Raw genomic sequence first — 18,969 nt, 5'->3', positions numbered from 1 at the left:
TTTTCATGACGGGCCTCTAAAGACCGCGCCAAGCACCGGGCAGCAATGTCCGGTGTTTCATTTGACATGTCCCGTGGATCGTTTCTGTTCGCGTAACCGGAACATCCTGTCAGGCCTCGGAAGAGGTCAGAGGAGGGCGTGTTTCCTTCGCGCGGTTTGGCAACAAGCCGCCATAAACCTTTGAAAGGAAATACGATGAGCAAGCGCGAATCGTCCAAGTACAAAATTGACCGCCGTATGGGCGAAAACATCTGGGGTCGTCCGAAGTCCCCGGTGAACCGCCGCGAATACGGCCCGGGCCAGCACGGCCAGCGCCGCAAGGGCAAGCTGTCGGACTTCGGTGTGCAGCTGCGCGCCAAGCAGAAGCTAAAGGGTTACTACGGTGACCTGCGCGAGAAGCAGTTCCGCGCGATCTTCGCAGAAGCCGCCCGCCGCAAGGGCGACACCTCCGAAAACCTGATCGGCCTGCTGGAATCGCGTCTCGACGCGATCGTCTATCGCGCAAAGTTCGTCCCGACCGTATGGGCAGCCCGTCAGTTCGTCAACCATGGCCACGTGACGGTCAACGGCGTTCGTGTCAACATCGGTTCCTACCGCTGCAAGGCCGGCGACGTTATCGAAGTTCGCGAAAAGTCGAAGCAGCTGGTGACCGTTCTGGAAGCCGTGAGCCTCGCCGAGCGCGACGTTCCCGACTATATCGAAGTCGATCACAACAAGATGGTCGCCACCTACGCACGCGTTCCGACGCTCAGCGACGTTCCGTTCCCGGTTGTCATGGAACCGCATCTGGTCGTCGAATTCTATTCGCGTTAAGAATACCCAGGCGTTTTCGCATATGGAAAAGCCGCTCTTTCGGGCGGCTTTTTTGTTATCCGGAGAGAAGCGATGGCGGACTTGCAGGCGACCCTCGACAGTATCTACAGCGATATCCTGCCGCGCATCGGCGAGGGCAAGGTCGCCGACTATATTCCAGAGCTTGCCAAGGTGGATCCGCGGCAATTCGGCATGGCGATCGTCACCGTCGACGGCCAGGTCCATCGCGTCGGCGATGCCGATATCGCCTTTTCGATCCAGAGCATATCCAAAGTCTTCATGCTGACCTTGGCGCTCGGGAAGGTCGGTGAGGGCCTCTGGAAGCGCGTCGGGCGCGAACCATCGGGATCGGCCTTCAATTCGATCGTGCAGCTCGAACATGAGAGCGGCATTCCCCGCAATCCCTTCATCAATGCCGGCGCGATCGCCGTCACCGACGTCGTCATGGCCGGCCATGCGCCACGCGAGGCGATCGGCGAGCTGCTGCGTTTCGTGCGTTATCTCGCCGATGACGAGGCGATCACCATCGACGACAAGGTGGCGCGTTCCGAGACGCAGACGGGATACCGCAATGTCGCGCTTGCCAATTTCATGCGCGCCTATCGCAATCTCGACCATCCCGTGGAGCACGTACTCGGCGTCTATTTCCACCAATGCGCCCTGTCGATGAGCTGCGAACAGCTGGCCCGGGCCGGGCTGTTCCTGGCGGCGCGCGGCAGCAATCCGATGACCGGCCACTCCGTGGTCTCGCCGAAGCGCGCGCGGCGCATCAATGCGCTGATGCTGACCTGCGGCCATTATGACGGCTCGGGCGACTTTGCCTATCATGTGGGCTTGCCCGGCAAGAGCGGCGTCGGCGGCGGCATCTTCGCGGTGGCGCCCGGCATTGCGTCTATCGCCGTGTGGTCGCCGGGGTTGAACAAGGTTGGCAATTCGCAGCTTGGCGCCGTGGCGCTCGAGATGCTTGCGGCCCGCACCGGCTGGTCTGTTTTCGGCGATTGAGGCTGTGTTGCCAGGCCGCTTTCTGCTATGGCAAGTTCACCTTCGATAGGACAAGCAATGAATATCGCAGCTAATATCGCGGATGAGCTCGAAGCGGACGACGGCGTTGGTCTTGCGCTCTTTGCCGATGCACCGCGTTCGGTGTCCTTCAACAAGCTGCGCAAGCGCCTGCTCAGGCAAGTACGTCAGGCTTTCGACGATTTCGACATGCTGAAGGGACAGAAGCGCTGGCTGGTCGGCCTCTCCGGCGGCAAGGATTCCTACGGTCTGCTGGCGCTGCTGCTCGATCTCAAATGGCGCGGGCTGCTTCCCGTCGAGCTCATCGCCTGCAATCTCGACCAGGGACAGCCGAATTTTCCGAAGCATGTGCTGCCGGATTATCTGACGAGGATCGGTGTCCGGCATCGGATCGAATATCGCGACACCTATTCGATCGTGAAGGAAAAGGTGCCCGAAGGCGCCACCTATTGCTCGCTGTGTTCGCGGCTGCGACGCGGCAATCTCTATCGTATCGCGCGGGAGGAGGGCTGCGACGCACTGGTGCTCGGCCATCACCGCGAAGACATTCTCGAAACCTTCTTCATGAATTTCTTTCACGGCGGGCGGCTTGCCTCGATGCCGGCAAAGCTTCTGAATGACGAGGGCGACCTGATGGTGCTTCGGCCGCTCGCTTATGCCGCTGAGGACGATCTTGCCAGGTTCGCCGCCGCCATGCAGTTCCCGATCATTCCCTGCGATCTCTGCGGCTCGCAGGACGGGCTGCAGCGCAATGCCATGAAGGACATGCTCGCCGATATTGAACGGCGCATGCCTGGACGCAAGGACACGATGCTGCGGGCGCTTTCGCATGTGAACCCGTCGCATCTGCTCGATCCGAAACTCTTCGACTTTTCCAGCCTTGGTGTCACCGATCCTTCATGAAAGGCCGGCTAAGCAGGCTGGCTCTTTGCATGAAGGACAGCAATTCGCATGACCATTTCAGATCAGGATATTCTCTTTCTCGACGAATGCGTAAAGGAGGCAGCGCGTGCGGAAATCATGCCGCGGTTCCGCAACCTCGGCGATACGGATGTTTTGGAAAAAACCTCGGCAACCGATCTGGTGACGCAGGCGGATCTGCTTGCCGAACACCGGATCACCGCCGCGCTGAAACAGCGTTTTCCCTCAGCACTCGTCGTCGGCGAGGAAGCCTATGACGCCGACAAGTCGGTGGTGCGGGCGCTTGCCGATGCCGAGCTCGCCTTCATCATCGATCCTGTTGACGGCACGTTCAATTTCGCCGCCGGACTGCCCGTTTTCGGAACGATGCTTGCGGTTACCGTCCGGGGCGAGACCGTTGCCGGCATCATTCACGATCCCGCTCTTGGCGACACGGTGACGGCGATCAAGGGGGCGGGTGCCTTTCTGACACGCCGGGAGGGACAATCGAGCAGGCTCAAGGTGGCCGAGCCCGCCGCCATGAACCAGATGGTCGGCGGCATGTCGTGGGCCCATATGGAAGAGCCCGACCGCTCGCGGATCTGCGCCAACATGGCGAAGGCGCGGATGACCTTCGCCTTCAACTGCTCGGCCTATGAATATTGGATGGTCGCGTCGGGCAAGATGCATTTCATCGGTCATGCGAAGCTGATGCCCTGGGATCACCTGGCCGGCGTGCTTGCGCACCAGGAGGCGGGCGGCCACACGGCGAAATTCGATGGCACGCCCTATCGCCCGGGCGAGACGACCGGCGGCATTATCTCCGCGCCTGATAAGGAGAGCTGGCAGCTAATTCGGCGCGAGATCGTCGGCATCTGAGTTGAGGTTTTGGCCGAAGTGAGAGGATTTGATATGACAACAACCGTTGACGTGACCGTTCTTGCCGATCTCTTGCGCCGCGCGGCGAAGGCCGAGATCCTGCCCCGCTTCCGCCGGCTTGGCCGGGATGATGTGCGCGCCAAGAGCGAGGCGACCGATCTTGTCACCGAGGCCGACGAGCAGGCCGAGCGGATGATCAAGGCGGAAGCGCAGCGGCTCTGGCCGGACGCGCTGTTTCTCGGCGAAGAGTCTGTCGCGGGCGAGCCGACGTTGCTTGGCAGGCTTGCCGATGCCGATCTCGCGATCGTGGTCGATCCGGTCGATGGAACGTTCAACTTTGCCGCCGGCATTCCGGCCTTCGGCGTCATGGCTTCGGTCATTTCAGGCGGCGAAACCATTGCAGGCATCATCTACGATCCGATGGGCGACGACTGGGTGATGGCGGAGAAGGGCGGCGGCGCCTGGCTGCGCAGGCCGGATGGCGAGGCGCAGCGACTGCGCGCAGCCGAGCCTGTCGCGCTCGACCAGATGGTCGGTATGGCTTCGACCGGCTACCTGCCGCGGGAGAAGCGTGCCGAGGTCCTTGGCAATCTCGCCAAGGTGCGTTTCCTCACCAACTACCGCTGTGCCGCTCACGAATACCGCACCCTTGCCGGCGGGCACGTACATTACCTGATGTACAACAAGCTGATGCCTTGGGATCATCTTGCCGGAACGCTGATCTCGCAGGAGGCCGGCGCCTATGCCGCCCGCTTCGACGGCTCGTCCTACTTGCCGCAGCATCTGGACGGCGGACTGTTGATTGCGCCCGACAATGCATCGTGGGACGTGCTGCGGCGTGAGGTGTTGACCCTCTGACAAGCCGACTGTCTCAAAGGCCGGTGGCGAATGTTGGTTTGCGGCAGGCTCTTGCAAGATCAGGCGTAGAACTTTTCCATCAGGAAGTTTTCCAGGCTCTGGCCGCGCTTCTCAACAATTTGGCCGGTCATCACACGAAATCCTTTGCTTTCGAAAAACGGGCGGGCGGTTATGCTTGCCTCGGTGTAAACTCGCCTGAACCCCAGCCTGAGAGCCTCCTTCTCGGCTCTGCGCAACAGGCGGGTTGCCACGCCGATCCCTTGAAAGTCTGGGTGCACGAACATCATGTCGAGACACCCGTCGCCGGTCAGGTCCGAAAACCCGACGGGCTGTCCGTCGATCTCCGCGATCCATCCAGGCCTGCTTATCCTTCTTTCCGCCCATAGAGCGCGATCCTCGACTCTCGCCCAAGCCTCGATCTGGGCCGCGGAATAGTCGTGCGACGAGACCTCCCGGATGGCGCGCAGAAAAATCTCGATCGTCGCATCAACGTCACCTGGCGCATAAGGCCTGATCACAATCCGCTCGTCCATCCGGGAATACCTTCGATCGATCCGACGCACCTGGCTCAGAAATGGGCGGCGCCCGGATCGAGTTGCGGACCGTCGCCGGGATGGGTGAAGAGCTTGCCGTTCTCAGCCCACAGCGTGGCTGCGATCGTCAGCAAGCCGAACAGCGCGAAGCCGCCGAAGAGTGGCTGCACGGTGCCGTTGAACATCTGGCCCACCAGCCCGCCGAGGATGGCGCCAAAGGTCGTCGATACAAAGCCGGTGATAGCGGTCGCCGTACCGGCGAGATTGCCCATCGGCTCGAGGCTGATGGCGGTGAAATTGGTGGCAATCACCGCAAACATCATCAGGACGATGGTGAAGATGCTGTAGGCGACGGTGAAATCTGGCTTGCCCGCCAAGGCGATGACGAAACCGAGCGCTGACAGCGCCGTGAAGACCAGCAGCGCGGCGTGCGAGATGCGGCGCATACCAAATTTGCGAACGAAGAAGCCGTTGGCAAAATTGGCGACGGCAATGCCGCCGGCGGTGGCCGCAAACGCGATCGGCAGCCAGTCGCCTAAGCCATAGACTTCGCCGAAAACCTGCTGCACCGAAATCACATATGCGCTGATAACGCCGGTGAACATGGTCAAACCGATCATGTAGCCGCAAGTGATGCGGTTGGTGAGCACGGTCTTGAATCCGTCCGCAACAGAGCCGACCGACAGCGGCAGGCGTTCTTCGGGAGGCAGCGATTCCTTCAACCGCAGAAGAGCCCAGACGAACAGGATGCTGGCGACGATGCCGAGCAGGATGAAGATCCAGTGCCAGTCGGCATAGAGGATGATGAGCTGGCCCACGGACGGGGCCACGATCGGCACGATCATGAAGACGATCATGACATAGGACATGACGCGGGCCATTTCGCGACCGCCGAAGCAGTCGCGAACGATGGCCATGGTGGTGATGCGCACGGCGGCGCCACCCACGCCCTGGACGAAACGCATGAGGAGAAGCATTTCGAAGCTCCCGGTTGCGGCAGCGGCAAACATCGCGACCACATAGCAGGCAAGGCCGCCGAGCAGGATATTGCGGCGGCCGAACGTGTCGGAAAGGCTGCCGAAGAATATCTGCGAGACGCCGAAGCCGAGGAAGAACACGCCGATGATGAGCTGGGCGTCGTTGGTGTTGGTGACGCCGAGGGAATGTCCGATATTGGGCAACGCCGGCAGCATGCTGTCGATTGCCATGGCAATGCTGGCGGTCATGATGGCGATGGTGATAACGAATTCGCCGAAGCCCATGCCGATGCGGCGGGACCCCTGGTTTTCCTGGTGCGGTTTATGCGGCGTCATGCGGTGAAATCCTGGATGCGGAAGGAACCGGCCGTTCAAATGGCCGGATTGTGCTGATGGAAGAGCCGGCCCTTCTCGGCGATCAGCACGAAGATAAGGCCGATGATCGAGACCATGAAATAACCGGCGACCATCGGCAGTGCAGTGCCGTCGAAAGCCTGGCCGATGCCGGCGCCGATAAGGGCGCCGCCGACCGTGCTCATGAAGCCGAGAACGGAGGAGGCGGTGCCGGCGACGTGTCCCAGCGGCTCCATGGCAAGCGAATTGAAGTTCGAGCCGATCCAGCCGAACTGGAACATGGCAAGCCCGAAGAAGGAGATGAACAGCGCAAACGGCATCGGCTCTGAACTTGCCATCTGGACGGCCAGCCAGATGGTATTGATGGCGATGAAGCCGAGGAGCGAGGCGTGTGACAGGCGGCGCATGCCGAGCTTGCCGACAAAACGGGAATTGAAGAAGGACGACAGCGACATGAAGATCGCCACGCCGGCGAAGGCGACTGGGAAATAGACGCCGAGGCCGTAGATGCCGACATAGATTTGCTGGGCGGAATTGATGAACCCGAACAGCGCGCCGAAGATGAAGGTGCTGGCGATGGTGTAACAGAGCGCCACGCGATTGGTCAGCACCAGCTTGAAGGCACCGAAGATCGAGCGGGCGGTGAAGGGCCTGACATTGGCGGGATGCAGGGTTTCCGGCAGGCGCAGATAGGCCCAGACGGCGATCGCAGTCGCCATCGTGGCGATGAAGAGGAAGATCAGGTGCCAGTTGCCGAAGAACATCACCACCTGGCCGGCGCCCGGCGCAATCACCGGTACGATCATGAAGACCATCATGATCAGCGACATGACCTCAGCCATCTGCCGGCCACCATAGATATCGCGAACGATGGAGATGGTGATGACGCGGGTGGCGGCCGAGCCGACGCCCTGGACGAAGCGCAGCACAAGCAAGCCGGCGAAGGAGGGAACGAAAACGATTCCGATGGCGGACACGATATAGACGACGAGGCCGATCAGCAGCGGCGTGCGGCGGCCGAAACGGTCGGAGAGCGGTCCGTAGAAAAGCTGGGCGCTGCCGAAGCCGAGCAGATAGGAGGAGACGACGAACTGCCGGTGGTTCTCACTCTCGACGCCGAGGCTCGCGCCGATCTGCTGCAGGGCCGGGAGCATGATGTCGATGGCAAGCGAGTTGATGGCCATCAGGAAGGCGGCAAGCACGATGAACTCACGCTTGCCCATGGGCAGGCGGCCCGCGGACACGGCTTGTGATGAATCTGTCACAATGAAATTCCCATAAACAGGCCAAGGCGCTGCTCACCACAGCGCCTCGGACTCGAGAAATAGATTTGGAAACCGGGCGGACGTCCGGTGACCGGTCAGGCGGCGCCGCGAACGGTGACGCCGTTTTCCTGGAGATGCTGTTGCAGTTCACCGGCCTGGAACATTTCCCGGACGATGTCGCAACCGCCGATGAACTCGCCCTTTATGTAAAGCTGCGGGATAGTCGGCCAGTTGGAATAGTCCTTGATGCCCTGGCGGATTTCCGAATCGGCGAGCACATTAATGCCCTTATAGTCGACGCCGATGTAATCGAGAATCTGCACGACCTGGCCGGAGAACCCGCACTGCGGAAACTGCGGCGTGCCCTTCATGAAGAGGACGACGTCATTGCTCTTGATTTCGTTGTCGATGAATTCGTGAATGCCGCTCATGGGATCTGATCCTTTCAACAGGCGAGTTAAAGGCCCGCCGTTTCAATCGTTTTCCTTAGATAGCATGCGACAGCAGGAATTCCAGCCGCTCAAACCAAAAAAAGACCAATGCGGTCAGACCACTTCGGGATTGTTGCTGCCGCGTTACGGTCGCAGGTTTTGCCGTTTCCCTCAGACGCGACGCTGGCGGCTGCGGCCGGCGGCGGTGCGGCGCTTGCTGACCTGCTTGCGGGCCGGCTTGCGCTTGGGTGTGACCACCTTCCGAGGAGCAGTCGTCGTCGCGGCGGGGCGCGCCTTGCGCCGCCTGCGTTTCGTGGTGGCGCGGCCGATGGTTTTCTTCAGAATTTCCTTCAGCACACTGTCGACGACGCCTGAAATCAATTCTTTGACAAGATCCGCCACAAAACCCCTCCATGCGCTGCGAAAACAACGTGGCTGCTATTGAATTCCAGAAGAGTTCGGTTAGCAAGGCGGCTTCGAAACCCATGCCTGCTTTTTCGCCGATGTCAGCGACCAGCAGCCGGATCGCAGCAACAGGCCGGCCTTTGGCTGGGCGGAACAGCGCAATGAAACTGATAAAGAAGCGGGTCGTCCTGCATTTCCCGGGCTTCGAGCCGCTCGACGGCCTTGCCCATAGGGCGCGATACGAACGCTCTGCCAGACAGAGTGCTGCCGTCTGGGGCTACTCGATCGAAACCGGCCCGCCGGAGGCGGGAGACGACCCCTTCAGCTTCGAGGTCACGACGGGCAGCTGGGAAGCGCGCGAAACGGCGCCTGCGGCGGAGACCAGTTCCGCCGGCTGGCGGACGAAGAGCCGGATCCACATGGTTGATCATGACGTGCTCGTGCGCCGGCTGAGTTGCCGCAACACGCTGGGCCGGATCATTGCAGGCTTTCGAAGCTGCGCCCTAATCATGCTGGAAGGTGGCATGCGGAGGTATTTCAGGCATGCATGGCGTTTCGGTCTGTTCTTCCTCTTTCCGTTCCTGCTGACGGCGTTGGCAATCATGCTGACGACTGAGATTGCTATCCTGCCCTATAGTGTCGGCTTCTCCGCTTGGCACGTGCTCTGGAGCGGGCCACTGGCGCTCTGCTTCTTCATTTTCGCATTCCTGCCGTTTTCCGAACGTTTTCATACGCTGCATCTCTTTGCCGATTGGGAGATGGCGGTGGCGCTCGGCCGTATGGATCGAGCCGACATCAACGAATGGCTGGAAGAGCGGGCGACTGTTGTGCGCAAGGCGTTCGCCGAGGAAGCTGACGAGTACGTAATTTCATCGCACAGCATGGGTTCGAGCGTCGCCGCCCATATCATCGGCATACTGCTTGAAAGGGAGCCGGAGATTTTCGAGGGCAGGCGCGTTGTGTTTGCCACACTCGGCAGCGCCATTCTGCAATGCGCCCTGCTGTCATCGGCAACGCTGCTTCGCGCCCGCGTCGGCCTGATCGCCCGCTGTCCGGAGATCTCCTGGCTCGACGTGCAATGCCTGACGGATTCGATCAATTTCTACAAGGTGCCGGTCGTTGCCGTCTCGGGCCATGCAGACGCGCCTGCAGCGAAGATCCTTCTGATCCGCGTCAAGCAGATGCTAACGGGCGCGCACTACCGGAAGGTCCGCAAGGACCAACTGCGGGTCCACCGGCAATATGTGCTTGGCCCCGATCTCAAGGCACCCTTCGATTTCACGCTGATGACGTCGGGACCGATGCCGGCTTCGGTCTTTGCCTATCCGGAGCACGACAAGCTGCCGGCTTGAGAGCCGGGTTCCGTCGGCGTTGGCTGGTCAAGATGTTGCCGTTCTGATCCCGCCAAGGTCAGCTCGCGCCCCACAGCCGAGGACGTCTCTTTACGGCGCTCGAAAATGGGGCGAGTGCGGCATCGAAAAGCCTTCAGCTCGTGCGCAGTTTTGACTAGTTAAAATACTCGCCGCGATCATCTTGATTATTGTAGATATTGCGGAGTTTGGCTCGCTCGGCGAGCGCGGGATCAAGCGCGACACATTTCCGCACGCCGCCGTCACGGGAGATTCTCTTCACCGCCGCCGGCCGCCTCACGGTCTCCCGAAGCAGTTCTGCTCAGACGGCATACGAAATCTGCAAAGAATGCCGACGCATGAATGGATCTTCGGTGCACGGCGATCGTCTGGGGAATTTCGGAGAACGCTCCCTCCACTAGTCGGAAGCCGGAAATTCGCTCCGAAGTGTGAGCGAGGAATTCGGTCAATCCAGCAGCGGCGTCGCATTGCGACCCGACAAGGAGATCGATGGCAGCTGCCGGGCTGTCAGTATAGGAGACGGTGGCTTTTTCAAGGATACGTTCGAGCTGCTTCGTATAGGCGGCACTTCTTGCGGAGGCGATCTGCACGCTCTCGATGTCGAGGTCTCCGACCGTCCGGAAAGCCGAAGCCTCGGCCACCAAATAGGTCGCTTTGACGGACATATAGGGGGGTGAAAAGGAGAACCGGTCGACTCTCGATGGATCCGAAGCAATGAAAGCAATGTCCCACTCGCCGCGATCCGCAGCGGCGAGGATATCGGCGGCGGAGCCGTACTGGATCAGCGACAGGCCGCAATCCAGTTGCCCGGCAATTTTGTGACCGATCTGAGCACTTGGACCGACCAAGGCGCCGTCCTGATCGTCCCAACGGACCAAGGCGGCATTCGACATGTTGACGGCGGCCCGGATTACGCCCGCCGGTGCTATCTCAGACAGAATTTTCTTCCGCGTCGACATCGGCGCGAACTCCCTAAGATGAAAACCGGGCTGCGAGCGCCTCCGATCCTCTCGCAAGGAGGGCGACGTCAACGCCAACGGCGGTGAACAACGTCCCGAGCGAAATGCAGCGGGCTGCGAACGTCTCGTCCGGCGTGAGGATGCCTGCGGGCTTTCCAAGACTATTCAGGCGTGCGATGGCGTCTTCGATCGCCGCGACCACGTCGGGATGCCCCGGTTGGCCGGGATGACCGAAGCTAGCCGCCAGATCGGCGGGGCCGATGAAGACGCCGTCAACGCCTTCGACCCCTGCGATGGCCTCCAGTCGACCGAGCGCCTCACGGGTCTCAATCTGCAGAAGCAGGCAGATCTCCTGTTCAGCAATCCGTGCGTAGTTCGGAACGCGCCCGAAGCGGGTGGCGCGCGTCAGGGCGGAGACCCCGCGAACGCCCTGCGGCGGATACCGGATGGCGGCGACCGCTGCCTTCGCTTCCTCTTCGTTCTGCACATAGGGAACGAGGAGCGTCTGGACGCCGATGTCCAAAAAGCGCTTGATCAGGACGGGATCGTTGAAGGCCGGGCGTACGACGGGGGAAACGTCATAAGGCGCGACCGCCTGCAATTGCGGCAGGACGGTGAGGACGTCGCCTGGAGAGTGCTCGGTATCGAACAGCACCCAGTCGAAGCCCGACGGCGCGACGATTTCTGCGGCGTAGCTTCCGGGAAGGCCGCACCAGAGACCGATCTGGCTTTGACCGGCTCTCAGTTTCCGCTTGAAGTGATTGACGGGGAGTTCCATCGGCGCCTCACACGAACGAGACGCCGATGGAGCCGACGGAGCCATAGTCGGCTTGAATGACGTCGCCTTTGGCGATGTCCACCGGGCGAGTAAACGAGCCGGCAAGCACGATCTGGCCCTTCTTCAAGCCGCCTCCGACGGCGTGGAGCTTGTTCACGAGCCCGGCGATCCCCGCGGCCGGATGTCCCATGATGGCTGCGGAAACACCCGATTCCTCGATGATGCCGTTTTTCGAAAGCGTCGCGCCGACCCAGCGGATGTCGATATCCATCGGCCGGATGATACGACCACCCACGACGATCGCTCCGAAAGCGGCGTTGTCGGCGATCGTGTCGGTGATCGCTCTGGGTACCTCGGTTCGGTAGTCGATGATCTCAAGCGCCGGAACGACAAATTCAGTCGCGCGCATGACGTCGTAGATCCGAGTGCCCGGACCCTCGAGATCCTCACCCATCACGAAGGCAAGTTCGACTTCGAGGCGAGGCTTGATAAAGAGATCCGCCCTGATCTGCGCCCCATCATTATAGAGTGCATCGTCGAGAATGACGCCGTAGTCGGGTTCCGTCATTTTCGAGGCCATCTGCATCGCCCGCGATGTCAGTCCGATCTTATGACCCGCGATCCGCGCACCCTTTGCAATCCGCGCCTGCGCCCAGAGCGCTTGGATCTTGTATGCGTCTTCAAGTTCCAAATTCGGATATGTCCGGCTCGGCTGGACGATGGGCCTGCGTTCGGTTTCTGCCTTCAGCAGCGCGTCGGCGGCCGCCTGGCGTTCCTTGTCCGTAATCATGATTTTGCTCTGCTGGTTTCGTTACTTGATCGGAGGACGCGGCAGGATGGCCTCGCCCGGCTCCATGACGTAGGTGTAGTCGAGCGAGAACCACGGGCCAGTAACGTCCGTGTCGGATGGGTGCGGCTCGTCATGACGGACAAAGTCGCCTGTCAAAGCCGCGGTTACGCCGAACTGCACATCGGAATCAATGTTCGGATCGCTCGGGTCGAAGACCTGGGAGATCAGGGTTTTGTATCCCTCTTTGAAGATCAGCGCGTGCAGATGAGCAGGTCGGTAGGGGTGGCGGCGTTGCGCTTGCAGAAGCCGACCTACGACTCCGTCGACAGGGATGGGATAGCCCACCATCTTGACCGTTCTGAACCAGAAGCGACCCTTGTCGTCCGTAGTGAACTTGCCGCGCAGGTTCATTTCCGCCTGGTCCGGGTCCTGGTTCTCGTAAAGGCCGACAGGAGAGGCATGCCATACGTCTATTTCGGCGCCTGCGATGGGTTTGCCTCCGCGATCAACCACCTTCGCATGGACGAACAAGGGCGTTCCGGGCGTTTCCGAGCGGATGATGGTTCCGCCGTTTTCGACGCGCGGAGAGTTGAGGCGCCAGAATGGCCCGAGCAGCGACTGCGAAGTCTCGGTCTGCCCGTTGTCGCCGTTGTTGAGCAGGCAGACGAGCGACGATACCCCAAGCGATCCGGCCATGAGCACGAACTCGTTGTGGCTGTCAGTCTGCAGCTGGCCAATTTCGTTGAGGATGGCCGTCGCGTCGCGAAACTCGACTTCCGACAGCCTGACTTCCCGCACGAATGCGTGAAGATGCTTCACCATTGCAACGAGTATTTCCCGGAGCCGTGGATCTTCGGTGCGGTTCATCACGGCGAGAACGGCGGGCGTCAACTCGCTTTCGGTTCTGATTGCCATAAGGCTACCTCCCAATGAGGTTCGACTATCAGAATAATCGATTATTTGTCAACCGGGCGACCGAGCGATGAATGCTACTGGCGGAAGAGGAGGCGTGGGCGATTTTGATTAAATGGTTGAAATATGTTGCCATATACGTTTTTCTCGGGCGTAGGCGCAGCCGTTTGGTGGTTTTTGACGCATTCAAGTTGACATCAATAATCGTTTATCATATCGATAATCGAAACTTTGGCAGTTGCTTTGGGAGGAAGGATGGACTCGGCCGACGACAGCTTTCTCGGGCCGTTGACAGAAGACGGGCCGTCAGCCGGCTTCCTCGACGATGGCAAGAACACCATCGGCAGCCAGCTCGCATCGCGCCTTCGGGAGGCGATCATCTCCGGTGATCTGGAAGCGGGCAGCAAGATCAATCTCGACAAGGCGCGGAAGACTTTCAATGTCAGTCTGAGCCCCTTGCGGGAGGGCTTGGCCAGGCTCATTTCAGACGGCCTGGTCGAGTTTCAGGACAACAGAGGCTATCGCGTCGCGCCGATCTCGCTGGCTAATCTCGAAGAGGTCACTAGCCTGCGTGAGGAACTCGAGGTTTTCGCGCTGCGTGAATCCATGCGTCTTGGCGACGTCGAATGGGAGGGCAACATCATGCGTGCGCTTCATCGTCTAAATCGCACGGAGCGCGACGCCGCTCGTCCCGAAACGCTGGAGCACTGGGAAACGCTTCACCGCGAATTCCATCTCACCCTGATCTCCGGCTGCGGCAAACCTCTTCTGCTTCACTTCTGCAGTCTTCTGCTCAATCTCAACGACCGATATCGCCGTGTCTTCCTGATCCGTACGTCGGGGGATCGCAACGTCGGGCAGGAGCACAGCGAGATTGCCCAGGGCGCGGTCGCGCGTGATGTCGAGTATGCCTGCGAAAAGCTCCGCCAGCACATCCATCGCACCGGCACCAATCTTCGCAACCATCTCGCGACGAAGGGGATCGCGTGATGGCCGCCGTAACATCGACATCGGCGCCTCTGATTGGCGTTGCGCATTTCTCATCGATATCGCTGCCTCCCGTGGAATTTGCGAAGGCCGCCGCCCGCGCAGGGTTCTCCAGGATCGGGCTCAGGCTGAATCCGGCGTTCCCTGGTGCGCCTTACTACGAGCTCGGTGGTTCGGCTGCGGGCGAGCTGAAATCGGTGCTTGCCGGCGAAGGTGTCGAGGTTTTCGACATCGAGTTCTTCGTAATCGATCCCTCGTTCGACGCGTCGTCGGTGGAGGCCACCGTCGCCGCGGCTGCGCACATCGGAGCACGCCGGCTGAGTGTCTGCGGAGACGATCCAGATCACGCCAGATTGGTATCAAACTTTTCGGAATTCTGCGGCCTCGCGGGCCGTTACGGCTTAGCTGTCGACATCGAGAACATGGGTTGGCGGGTGATTAAGACCTTCCAGGACAGCGTCGGCCTTGTGAAGGCGAGTGGTGCCCGCAATGCCGGCGTCCTCGTCGACGGAGTACATTTCTTCAGGAATGGCGGCACGCTCGCCTCGCTGAAAACCGAGATTGGCTGGGTAAAGCACGTTCAGTTGTGCGATGTCGCTGGACCGGCGCCGGTGACACCAGAGGAGATGATCGCCGAAGCTAGAGGCGGGCGTTTCGCGCCGGGAGAGGGCGAATTGCCGTTGAAGGAAGTCGTCGCAGCGGTCGATAGCTCCGCGGCGATCTCGGTGGAAGTCCCACTCGCAGGGTCCGCCCCGCCTGAGACGCATTTAAAACATCTGTACGACAAGGCAGAAGGATTGTTCGGGCGGGATCGCTGATCCGGCGCCGGCGAGGCGTGAGCCGCGTCGGAGGGAGGAAGTCAACACATGGGTTATACGTTCGATTTTGGTGCGGTCTTCGACCGCGCCCCGGAATTGTTTTGGGGTTCGCTTGGGACGCTCGGTGTCGCGGTCACCGGAATGATCCTTGCGCTCGCGATCGGTATTCTCGGCGTCGCTGCAAGAACGTCCAAGAACAAGCTCGTCCGAGCTCCGGTGATTGCCTTCGTCGAGATTGTTCGAAACACACCGTTCCTGGTGCAGATTTTCTTCATCTACTTCGCGCTTCCGCTCATGGGAATCCGTCTGAACCCTACCGCTACCGCCATTATCGCGCTGGGGATCAATGGCGGCGCCTATGCGATTGAGATTATTCGAGGTGGCGTGGAAAGCGTGAGCAAGGGGCAGGTCGAGGCAGGCTTTGCGTTGGGCTTGCATAAGACCGATGTGTTCCGGCTGATCGTTCTGAAGCCGGCTCTCCGGGCGATCTATCCGTCCCTGACCAGCCAGTTCGTGATGCTGACCTTGACGACTTCGGTCTGCACTTCGATCGCGGCCTACGAGCTGACCTCGGCGGCACAGCGCATTGAATCCGACACTTTCCGAAGCTTCGAGGTCTATTTCAGCGTGACCGCAATCTACCTGGTCATCTCGAGCCTGATGATGGGCATCTTCGCCCTTATCTCCCGTTCCTACTTCAACTACCCGACCCGATAGGAGGCGTTCATGGGTCCCATCGGTGAAAACGAGCTGTTCTTCCTCTTGCAGGGTCTGAAATGGACTGTGCTGCTGGCCATCATCGGCTTCGTCGGCGGAGGCGTATTTGGAGTTCTGATCGCTCTGGTGCGCACGTCGAGGAACCGCTTCGCACGTTTCTTATCGTCGAGCTACATCGCGCTCTTCCAGGGCACGCCGCTCCTGATGCAGCTCTTCGTCGTCTACTACGGCGTCGCGCTATTGGGCGTCGACGTCAATGCATGGATCGCTGTGGCCATCGCGTTCACCCTCCATGCAAGCGCCTTCCTGGGGGAGATCTGGCGCGGCTCGATCGAAGCCGTTCCGAAGGGCCAGACCGAAGCCGCGAACGCACTCGGGCTGCATTACATCTCCCGAATGAAGGACGTCGTCCTGCCGCAGGCGCTGAAGATTTCGATGCCTGCAACCATCGGATTTCTCGTTCAGCTCATCAAGGGCACATCGCTGGCAGCAATCGTCGGCTTTATCGAGCTGACCCGTGCCGGACAGATCATTTCGAACCAGACCTACCGCCCGCTGCTCGTCTTCGGGATCGTCGGAGTTGTCTACTTCATCATTTGTTGGCCTCTCTCCCACATCGGGAGCGGCCTCGAAAAACGGATGGCGAAAGCCGTCCGCTAACCTTGCTTCGCCCGAAGCAAAGACCACAGAGGAGGAGAATGGAATGTATAGCAATCGCAGACAATTTCTTGGAATGGCCCTGGCTACGGCCGCCTTCGCCACAGTAGGGGCCGCAGCGGCTTCCGCGGCGACCGTCGAGGAGATCAAGGCCAAGGGCACGATCGTCGTCGGCATTCAGGGCGACAACGCGCCATGGGGCTTCGTCGACTCGAGCGGCAAGCAAGACGGGTTCGACGCCGATGTTGCGACACTCTTCGCCAAGGAGCTCGGAGTTAAGGTCCAGTTCCAGCCACTCGCCGTCGCCAATCGGATTCCGGCCCTGACCACCGGAAAGGTCGATATCCTGTTCGCCACGATGGCAATGACGGAAGAGCGCGCCAAGTCGATACAGTACAGCAAGCCATATGCGGCAAACACGATCTCGCTTTATGCGGCAAAGGCCGATACCGCGAAAACGCCTGCCGATGTTGCCGGGTGGGAAATCGGCGTGCCGAAGTCCAGCTCGCAGGACAAGGCCATTACCGACGCCGTGGGATCGACGGCGACCGTCCGCCGCTTCGACGACGACGCCTCTACCATTCAGGCGCTGGTCTCCGGACAGGTCAAGGCCGTTGGAGGCAACATGTTCTACGGACAGCGGCTGGATGCCGCCAGCCCAGGCACCTATGAGCGCAAGATCGACTTCCTGACGACTTACAATGGCGTCGGAACACGACTGGGCGAGAAGGACTGGAACGAGGCCGTCAATGCCTTCCTCGACAAGATCAAGGCCAATGGCGAACTTGCAGCCATTACCAAGAAGTGGATGAAGATCGATCTGCCGACGTTCCCGGAATCCATCCCCAACATCCCGTTCACCGTCAAGTAAAGCATACATGGAGGGCGCCGTGCTCAGTCCCGCTAATGATCAGTCGACATTGATATCCCTTGAGAAGGTGGAGAAATGGTACGGCTCCTTCCATGCGTTGAAAAACATCAGCCTATCGGTTCGCAAAGGTGAGAAGATCGTCCTTTGCGGGCCTTCGGGTTCCGGCAAGTCGACTTTGATCCGCTGCATCAACGCTCTCGAGTTGATCCAGGAAGGCAAGATCGTCGTCGATGGGCAGTCGCTCGATGGCACGACCAAGGCGGTTGACGCCATTCGGCGCGAAGTCGGGATGGTGTTCCAGAACTTCAACTTGTTCCCCCACATGACCGTTCTGCAGAACTGCGCGCTTGCGCCGATGAGGGTCCGCGGAACCAGCCGGGCTGACGCCGAGAGACTGGCGAGAAAATACCTCGAACGGGTTCGAATCCTTGATCAGGCGGAGAAGTATCCCGCGCAGCTCAGCGGAGGGCAGCAACAGCGTGTCGCCATTGCCCGGGCGCTCTGCATGGAACCTAAGGCGATGCTGTTCGATGAACCCACATCGGCCCTCGATCCGGAAATGGTGAAGGAAGTGCTGGACACGATGATCGGTCTCGCACGCGACGGCATGACCATGATCTGCGTGACCCATGAAATGGGTTTTGCCCGCCAGGTCGCAGACAGGGTCATCTTCATGGCTTCAGGCGAGATCATCGAAGAGGCCGAGCCCGAGGTTTTTTTCAGGTCTCCGAAGCATGAGCGCACCAAGGCCTTCCTTGGAGAGATCCTCGCACATCACTGAGCCGATTGGTTTTATCGAGATGAACAGCAACACATTCCTCGTCGGCCTCATTGGAGCCGACATCCAGATGTCGAAGTCTCCCGCGCTTCATGAGACCGAGGCGCGGAACCTGAGGCTGGATTACCGTTACGAGCTCGTCGACCTCGCCGAGCGCGGTCTACCCGCTTCTGCGTTGTCCGGGCTGCTCGCAGAACTTGAGGACCGTGGCTTCGCAGGAAGCAACATCACGCATCCATGCAAGCAGACGGTCATCGCGCATCTTACCAGTCTTCCGAGGACGCCGAGATGCTCGGAGCGGTCAACACGGTCGTGCTTCGGGACGGAAAGCGGATCGGGCACAATACGGACTGGTATGGCTTCTACAAAAATTTCGAGCGGGGTATGCCCGGTGTCGCCAAAACTCATGCCGTCCTGCTCGGCGCAGGCGGCGCAGGGGTCGCCGTCGCGCACGCGGCAATCAAGCTCGGTATCGGGAAGCTCTCGATCTTCGACCAGGACACAAATCGCGCCGCCACGCTTGCCGATCAGCTCAACCGCCGCTTTTCAAGAACCTGCGCGCAACCGGTCGGGGAAGTCGGTGCGGCGCTCGCTTCGGCCGACGGGCTGATTCACGCTACGCCGACAGGCATGCGAAGTCATCCGGGTCTCCCGATCGAACCGGAATGGCTTCATTCACGTCACTGGGTTGCCGATATCGTCTACATGCCGCTCGTGACGGAACTTCTGGCTCTGGCAGAGAAGAAGGGGTGCAGGACCCTGCCCGGCGGCGGCATGACCGTGTTCCAGGCCGCGGCCGCCTTCGAACTGTTTACGAGTGTAAAACCAGACGCGGAACGCATGTCGCGTCACTTCGAAGAATTATGCCGAGCTACAGCCTGACTGGGAGGACATGCC

The 18,969-nt window shown here is 60.3% G+C and carries 21 protein-coding genes and 1 pseudogene; 13 read left to right on the top strand and 9 right to left on the bottom strand.

Features of this window, described 5'->3' with window-relative positions:
- The first annotated feature begins 195 nt into the window (after window positions 1-195).
- The 5 genes from rpsD (at window position 196) to J2J98_RS11570 (ending at window position 4,470) form a co-directional block, all read left to right on the top strand.
- On the top strand, window positions 196-813 hold the full coding sequence (rpsD, locus tag J2J98_RS11590; RefSeq protein ID WP_064705126.1) for a 30S ribosomal protein S4: 618 nt from the start codon (window positions 196-198) through the stop codon (window positions 811-813).
- A 72-nt stretch (window positions 814-885) separates the two neighbouring features.
- Window positions 886-1,815 (top strand): glutaminase, encoded by a 930-nt coding sequence (locus J2J98_RS11585; protein ID WP_138395293.1) that lies wholly within the window; start codon window positions 886-888, stop codon window positions 1,813-1,815.
- Window positions 1,816-1,872: 57 nt separating this feature from the next.
- Window positions 1,873-2,736 carry a tRNA 2-thiocytidine(32) synthetase TtcA gene (ttcA, locus tag J2J98_RS11580; RefSeq protein ID WP_064705124.1) on the top strand — a complete coding sequence of 288 codons (864 nt, stop codon included), beginning with the start codon at window positions 1,873-1,875 and terminating at the stop codon, window positions 2,734-2,736.
- A gap of 48 nt (window positions 2,737-2,784) precedes the next feature.
- Window positions 2,785-3,612: an inositol monophosphatase family protein gene (locus J2J98_RS11575; protein WP_064705123.1), complete on the top strand. Its 828-nt coding sequence runs from the start codon at window positions 2,785-2,787 to the stop codon at window positions 3,610-3,612.
- A gap of 33 nt (window positions 3,613-3,645) precedes the next feature.
- Window positions 3,646-4,470 (top strand): inositol monophosphatase family protein, encoded by an 825-nt coding sequence (locus J2J98_RS11570; protein ID WP_207601117.1) that lies wholly within the window; start codon window positions 3,646-3,648, stop codon window positions 4,468-4,470.
- A 59-nt stretch (window positions 4,471-4,529) separates the two neighbouring features.
- On the opposite strand, the gene J2J98_RS11565 is transcribed toward J2J98_RS11570, so the two are convergent.
- The 5 genes from J2J98_RS11565 to J2J98_RS11545 form a co-directional block, all read right to left on the bottom strand.
- Complete coding sequence (locus tag J2J98_RS11565; protein WP_207601116.1) at window positions 4,530-5,003, bottom strand: GNAT family N-acetyltransferase; 474 nt, start codon at window positions 5,001-5,003, stop codon at window positions 4,530-4,532.
- Between the two features lie 35 nt (window positions 5,004-5,038).
- On the bottom strand, window positions 5,039-6,316 hold the full coding sequence (locus J2J98_RS11560; protein ID WP_207601115.1) for a multidrug effflux MFS transporter: 1,278 nt from the start codon (window positions 6,314-6,316) through the stop codon (window positions 5,039-5,041).
- Window positions 6,317-6,351: 35 nt separating this feature from the next.
- Entirely contained in the window at window positions 6,352-7,557 is a 1,206-nt protein-coding gene (locus J2J98_RS11555) for a multidrug effflux MFS transporter (RefSeq protein ID WP_207603114.1), read from the bottom strand.
- A gap of 137 nt (window positions 7,558-7,694) precedes the next feature.
- The gene (gene grxD, locus J2J98_RS11550; protein WP_011425564.1) at window positions 7,695-8,030 is read right to left on the bottom strand and encodes a Grx4 family monothiol glutaredoxin; all 336 of its coding nucleotides are present in this window, start codon (window positions 8,028-8,030) and stop codon (window positions 7,695-7,697) included.
- Window positions 8,031-8,201: 171 nt separating this feature from the next.
- The gene (locus tag J2J98_RS11545) at window positions 8,202-8,432 is read right to left on the bottom strand and encodes a hypothetical protein (protein ID WP_064705119.1); all 231 of its coding nucleotides are present in this window, start codon (window positions 8,430-8,432) and stop codon (window positions 8,202-8,204) included.
- Between the two features lie 164 nt (window positions 8,433-8,596).
- Here J2J98_RS11545 and J2J98_RS11540 point away from each other — a divergent pair, with 164 nt between their 5' ends.
- Window positions 8,597-9,787, top strand: coding sequence for a hypothetical protein (locus tag J2J98_RS11540; RefSeq protein WP_207601114.1), 1,191 nt, complete (start codon window positions 8,597-8,599; stop codon window positions 9,785-9,787).
- 260 nt (window positions 9,788-10,047) lie between these two features.
- Here the strand turns inward: J2J98_RS11540 and J2J98_RS11535 are convergent, their stop codons facing one another.
- Genes J2J98_RS11535 through J2J98_RS11520 form a run of 4 tightly spaced genes read right to left on the bottom strand, consistent with a single transcriptional unit; the run spans window position 10,048 to window position 13,247 of the window.
- Window positions 10,048-10,764, bottom strand: coding sequence for a transporter substrate-binding domain-containing protein (locus J2J98_RS11535; RefSeq protein WP_207601113.1), 717 nt, complete (start codon window positions 10,762-10,764; stop codon window positions 10,048-10,050).
- A gap of 13 nt (window positions 10,765-10,777) precedes the next feature.
- Window positions 10,778-11,542, bottom strand: coding sequence for a 4-hydroxy-2-oxoheptanedioate aldolase (gene hpaI, locus J2J98_RS11530; protein ID WP_207601112.1), 765 nt, complete (start codon window positions 11,540-11,542; stop codon window positions 10,778-10,780).
- Window positions 11,543-11,549: 7 nt separating this feature from the next.
- Window positions 11,550-12,332: a fumarylacetoacetate hydrolase family protein gene (locus J2J98_RS11525; RefSeq protein ID WP_207601111.1), complete on the bottom strand. Its 783-nt coding sequence runs from the start codon at window positions 12,330-12,332 to the stop codon at window positions 11,550-11,552.
- A 21-nt stretch (window positions 12,333-12,353) separates the two neighbouring features.
- Entirely contained in the window at window positions 12,354-13,247 is an 894-nt protein-coding gene (locus J2J98_RS11520) for a dioxygenase family protein (protein WP_207601110.1), read from the bottom strand.
- Between the two features lie 252 nt (window positions 13,248-13,499).
- Here J2J98_RS11520 and J2J98_RS11515 point away from each other — a divergent pair, with 252 nt between their 5' ends.
- The 7 genes and pseudogenes from J2J98_RS11515 (at window position 13,500) to J2J98_RS11485 (ending at window position 18,954) form a co-directional block, all read left to right on the top strand.
- Window positions 13,500-14,234 carry a GntR family transcriptional regulator gene (locus J2J98_RS11515; protein WP_138395285.1) on the top strand — a complete coding sequence of 245 codons (735 nt, stop codon included), beginning with the start codon at window positions 13,500-13,502 and terminating at the stop codon, window positions 14,232-14,234.
- Window positions 14,234-15,049 carry a sugar phosphate isomerase/epimerase family protein gene (locus J2J98_RS11510; RefSeq protein WP_207601109.1) on the top strand — a complete coding sequence of 272 codons (816 nt, stop codon included), beginning with the start codon at window positions 14,234-14,236 and terminating at the stop codon, window positions 15,047-15,049. Before J2J98_RS11515 ends, J2J98_RS11510 begins: the two co-directional genes overlap by 1 nt.
- A 48-nt stretch (window positions 15,050-15,097) precedes the next feature.
- Window positions 15,098-15,766 (top strand): amino acid ABC transporter permease, encoded by a 669-nt coding sequence (locus J2J98_RS11505; RefSeq protein WP_207601108.1) that lies wholly within the window; start codon window positions 15,098-15,100, stop codon window positions 15,764-15,766.
- Window positions 15,767-15,775: 9 nt separating this feature from the next.
- The gene (locus tag J2J98_RS11500) at window positions 15,776-16,426 is read left to right on the top strand and encodes an amino acid ABC transporter permease (protein ID WP_207601107.1); all 651 of its coding nucleotides are present in this window, start codon (window positions 15,776-15,778) and stop codon (window positions 16,424-16,426) included.
- A gap of 43 nt (window positions 16,427-16,469) precedes the next feature.
- Window positions 16,470-17,294 (top strand): transporter substrate-binding domain-containing protein, encoded by an 825-nt coding sequence (locus J2J98_RS11495; protein ID WP_207601106.1) that lies wholly within the window; start codon window positions 16,470-16,472, stop codon window positions 17,292-17,294.
- Window positions 17,295-17,301: 7 nt separating this feature from the next.
- The gene (locus J2J98_RS11490) at window positions 17,302-18,075 is read left to right on the top strand and encodes an amino acid ABC transporter ATP-binding protein (protein ID WP_281403602.1); all 774 of its coding nucleotides are present in this window, start codon (window positions 17,302-17,304) and stop codon (window positions 18,073-18,075) included.
- A gap of 19 nt (window positions 18,076-18,094) precedes the next feature.
- A pseudogene (locus J2J98_RS11485) lies at window positions 18,095-18,954 on the top strand (shikimate dehydrogenase).
- Window positions 18,955-18,969: the final 15 nt, after the last annotated feature.

This window comes from Rhizobium bangladeshense (genome assembly GCF_017357245.1).
GTDB lineage: Bacteria > Pseudomonadota > Alphaproteobacteria > Rhizobiales > Rhizobiaceae > Rhizobium > Rhizobium bangladeshense.
This window is presented reverse-complemented; position numbering and strand designations above follow the sequence as displayed.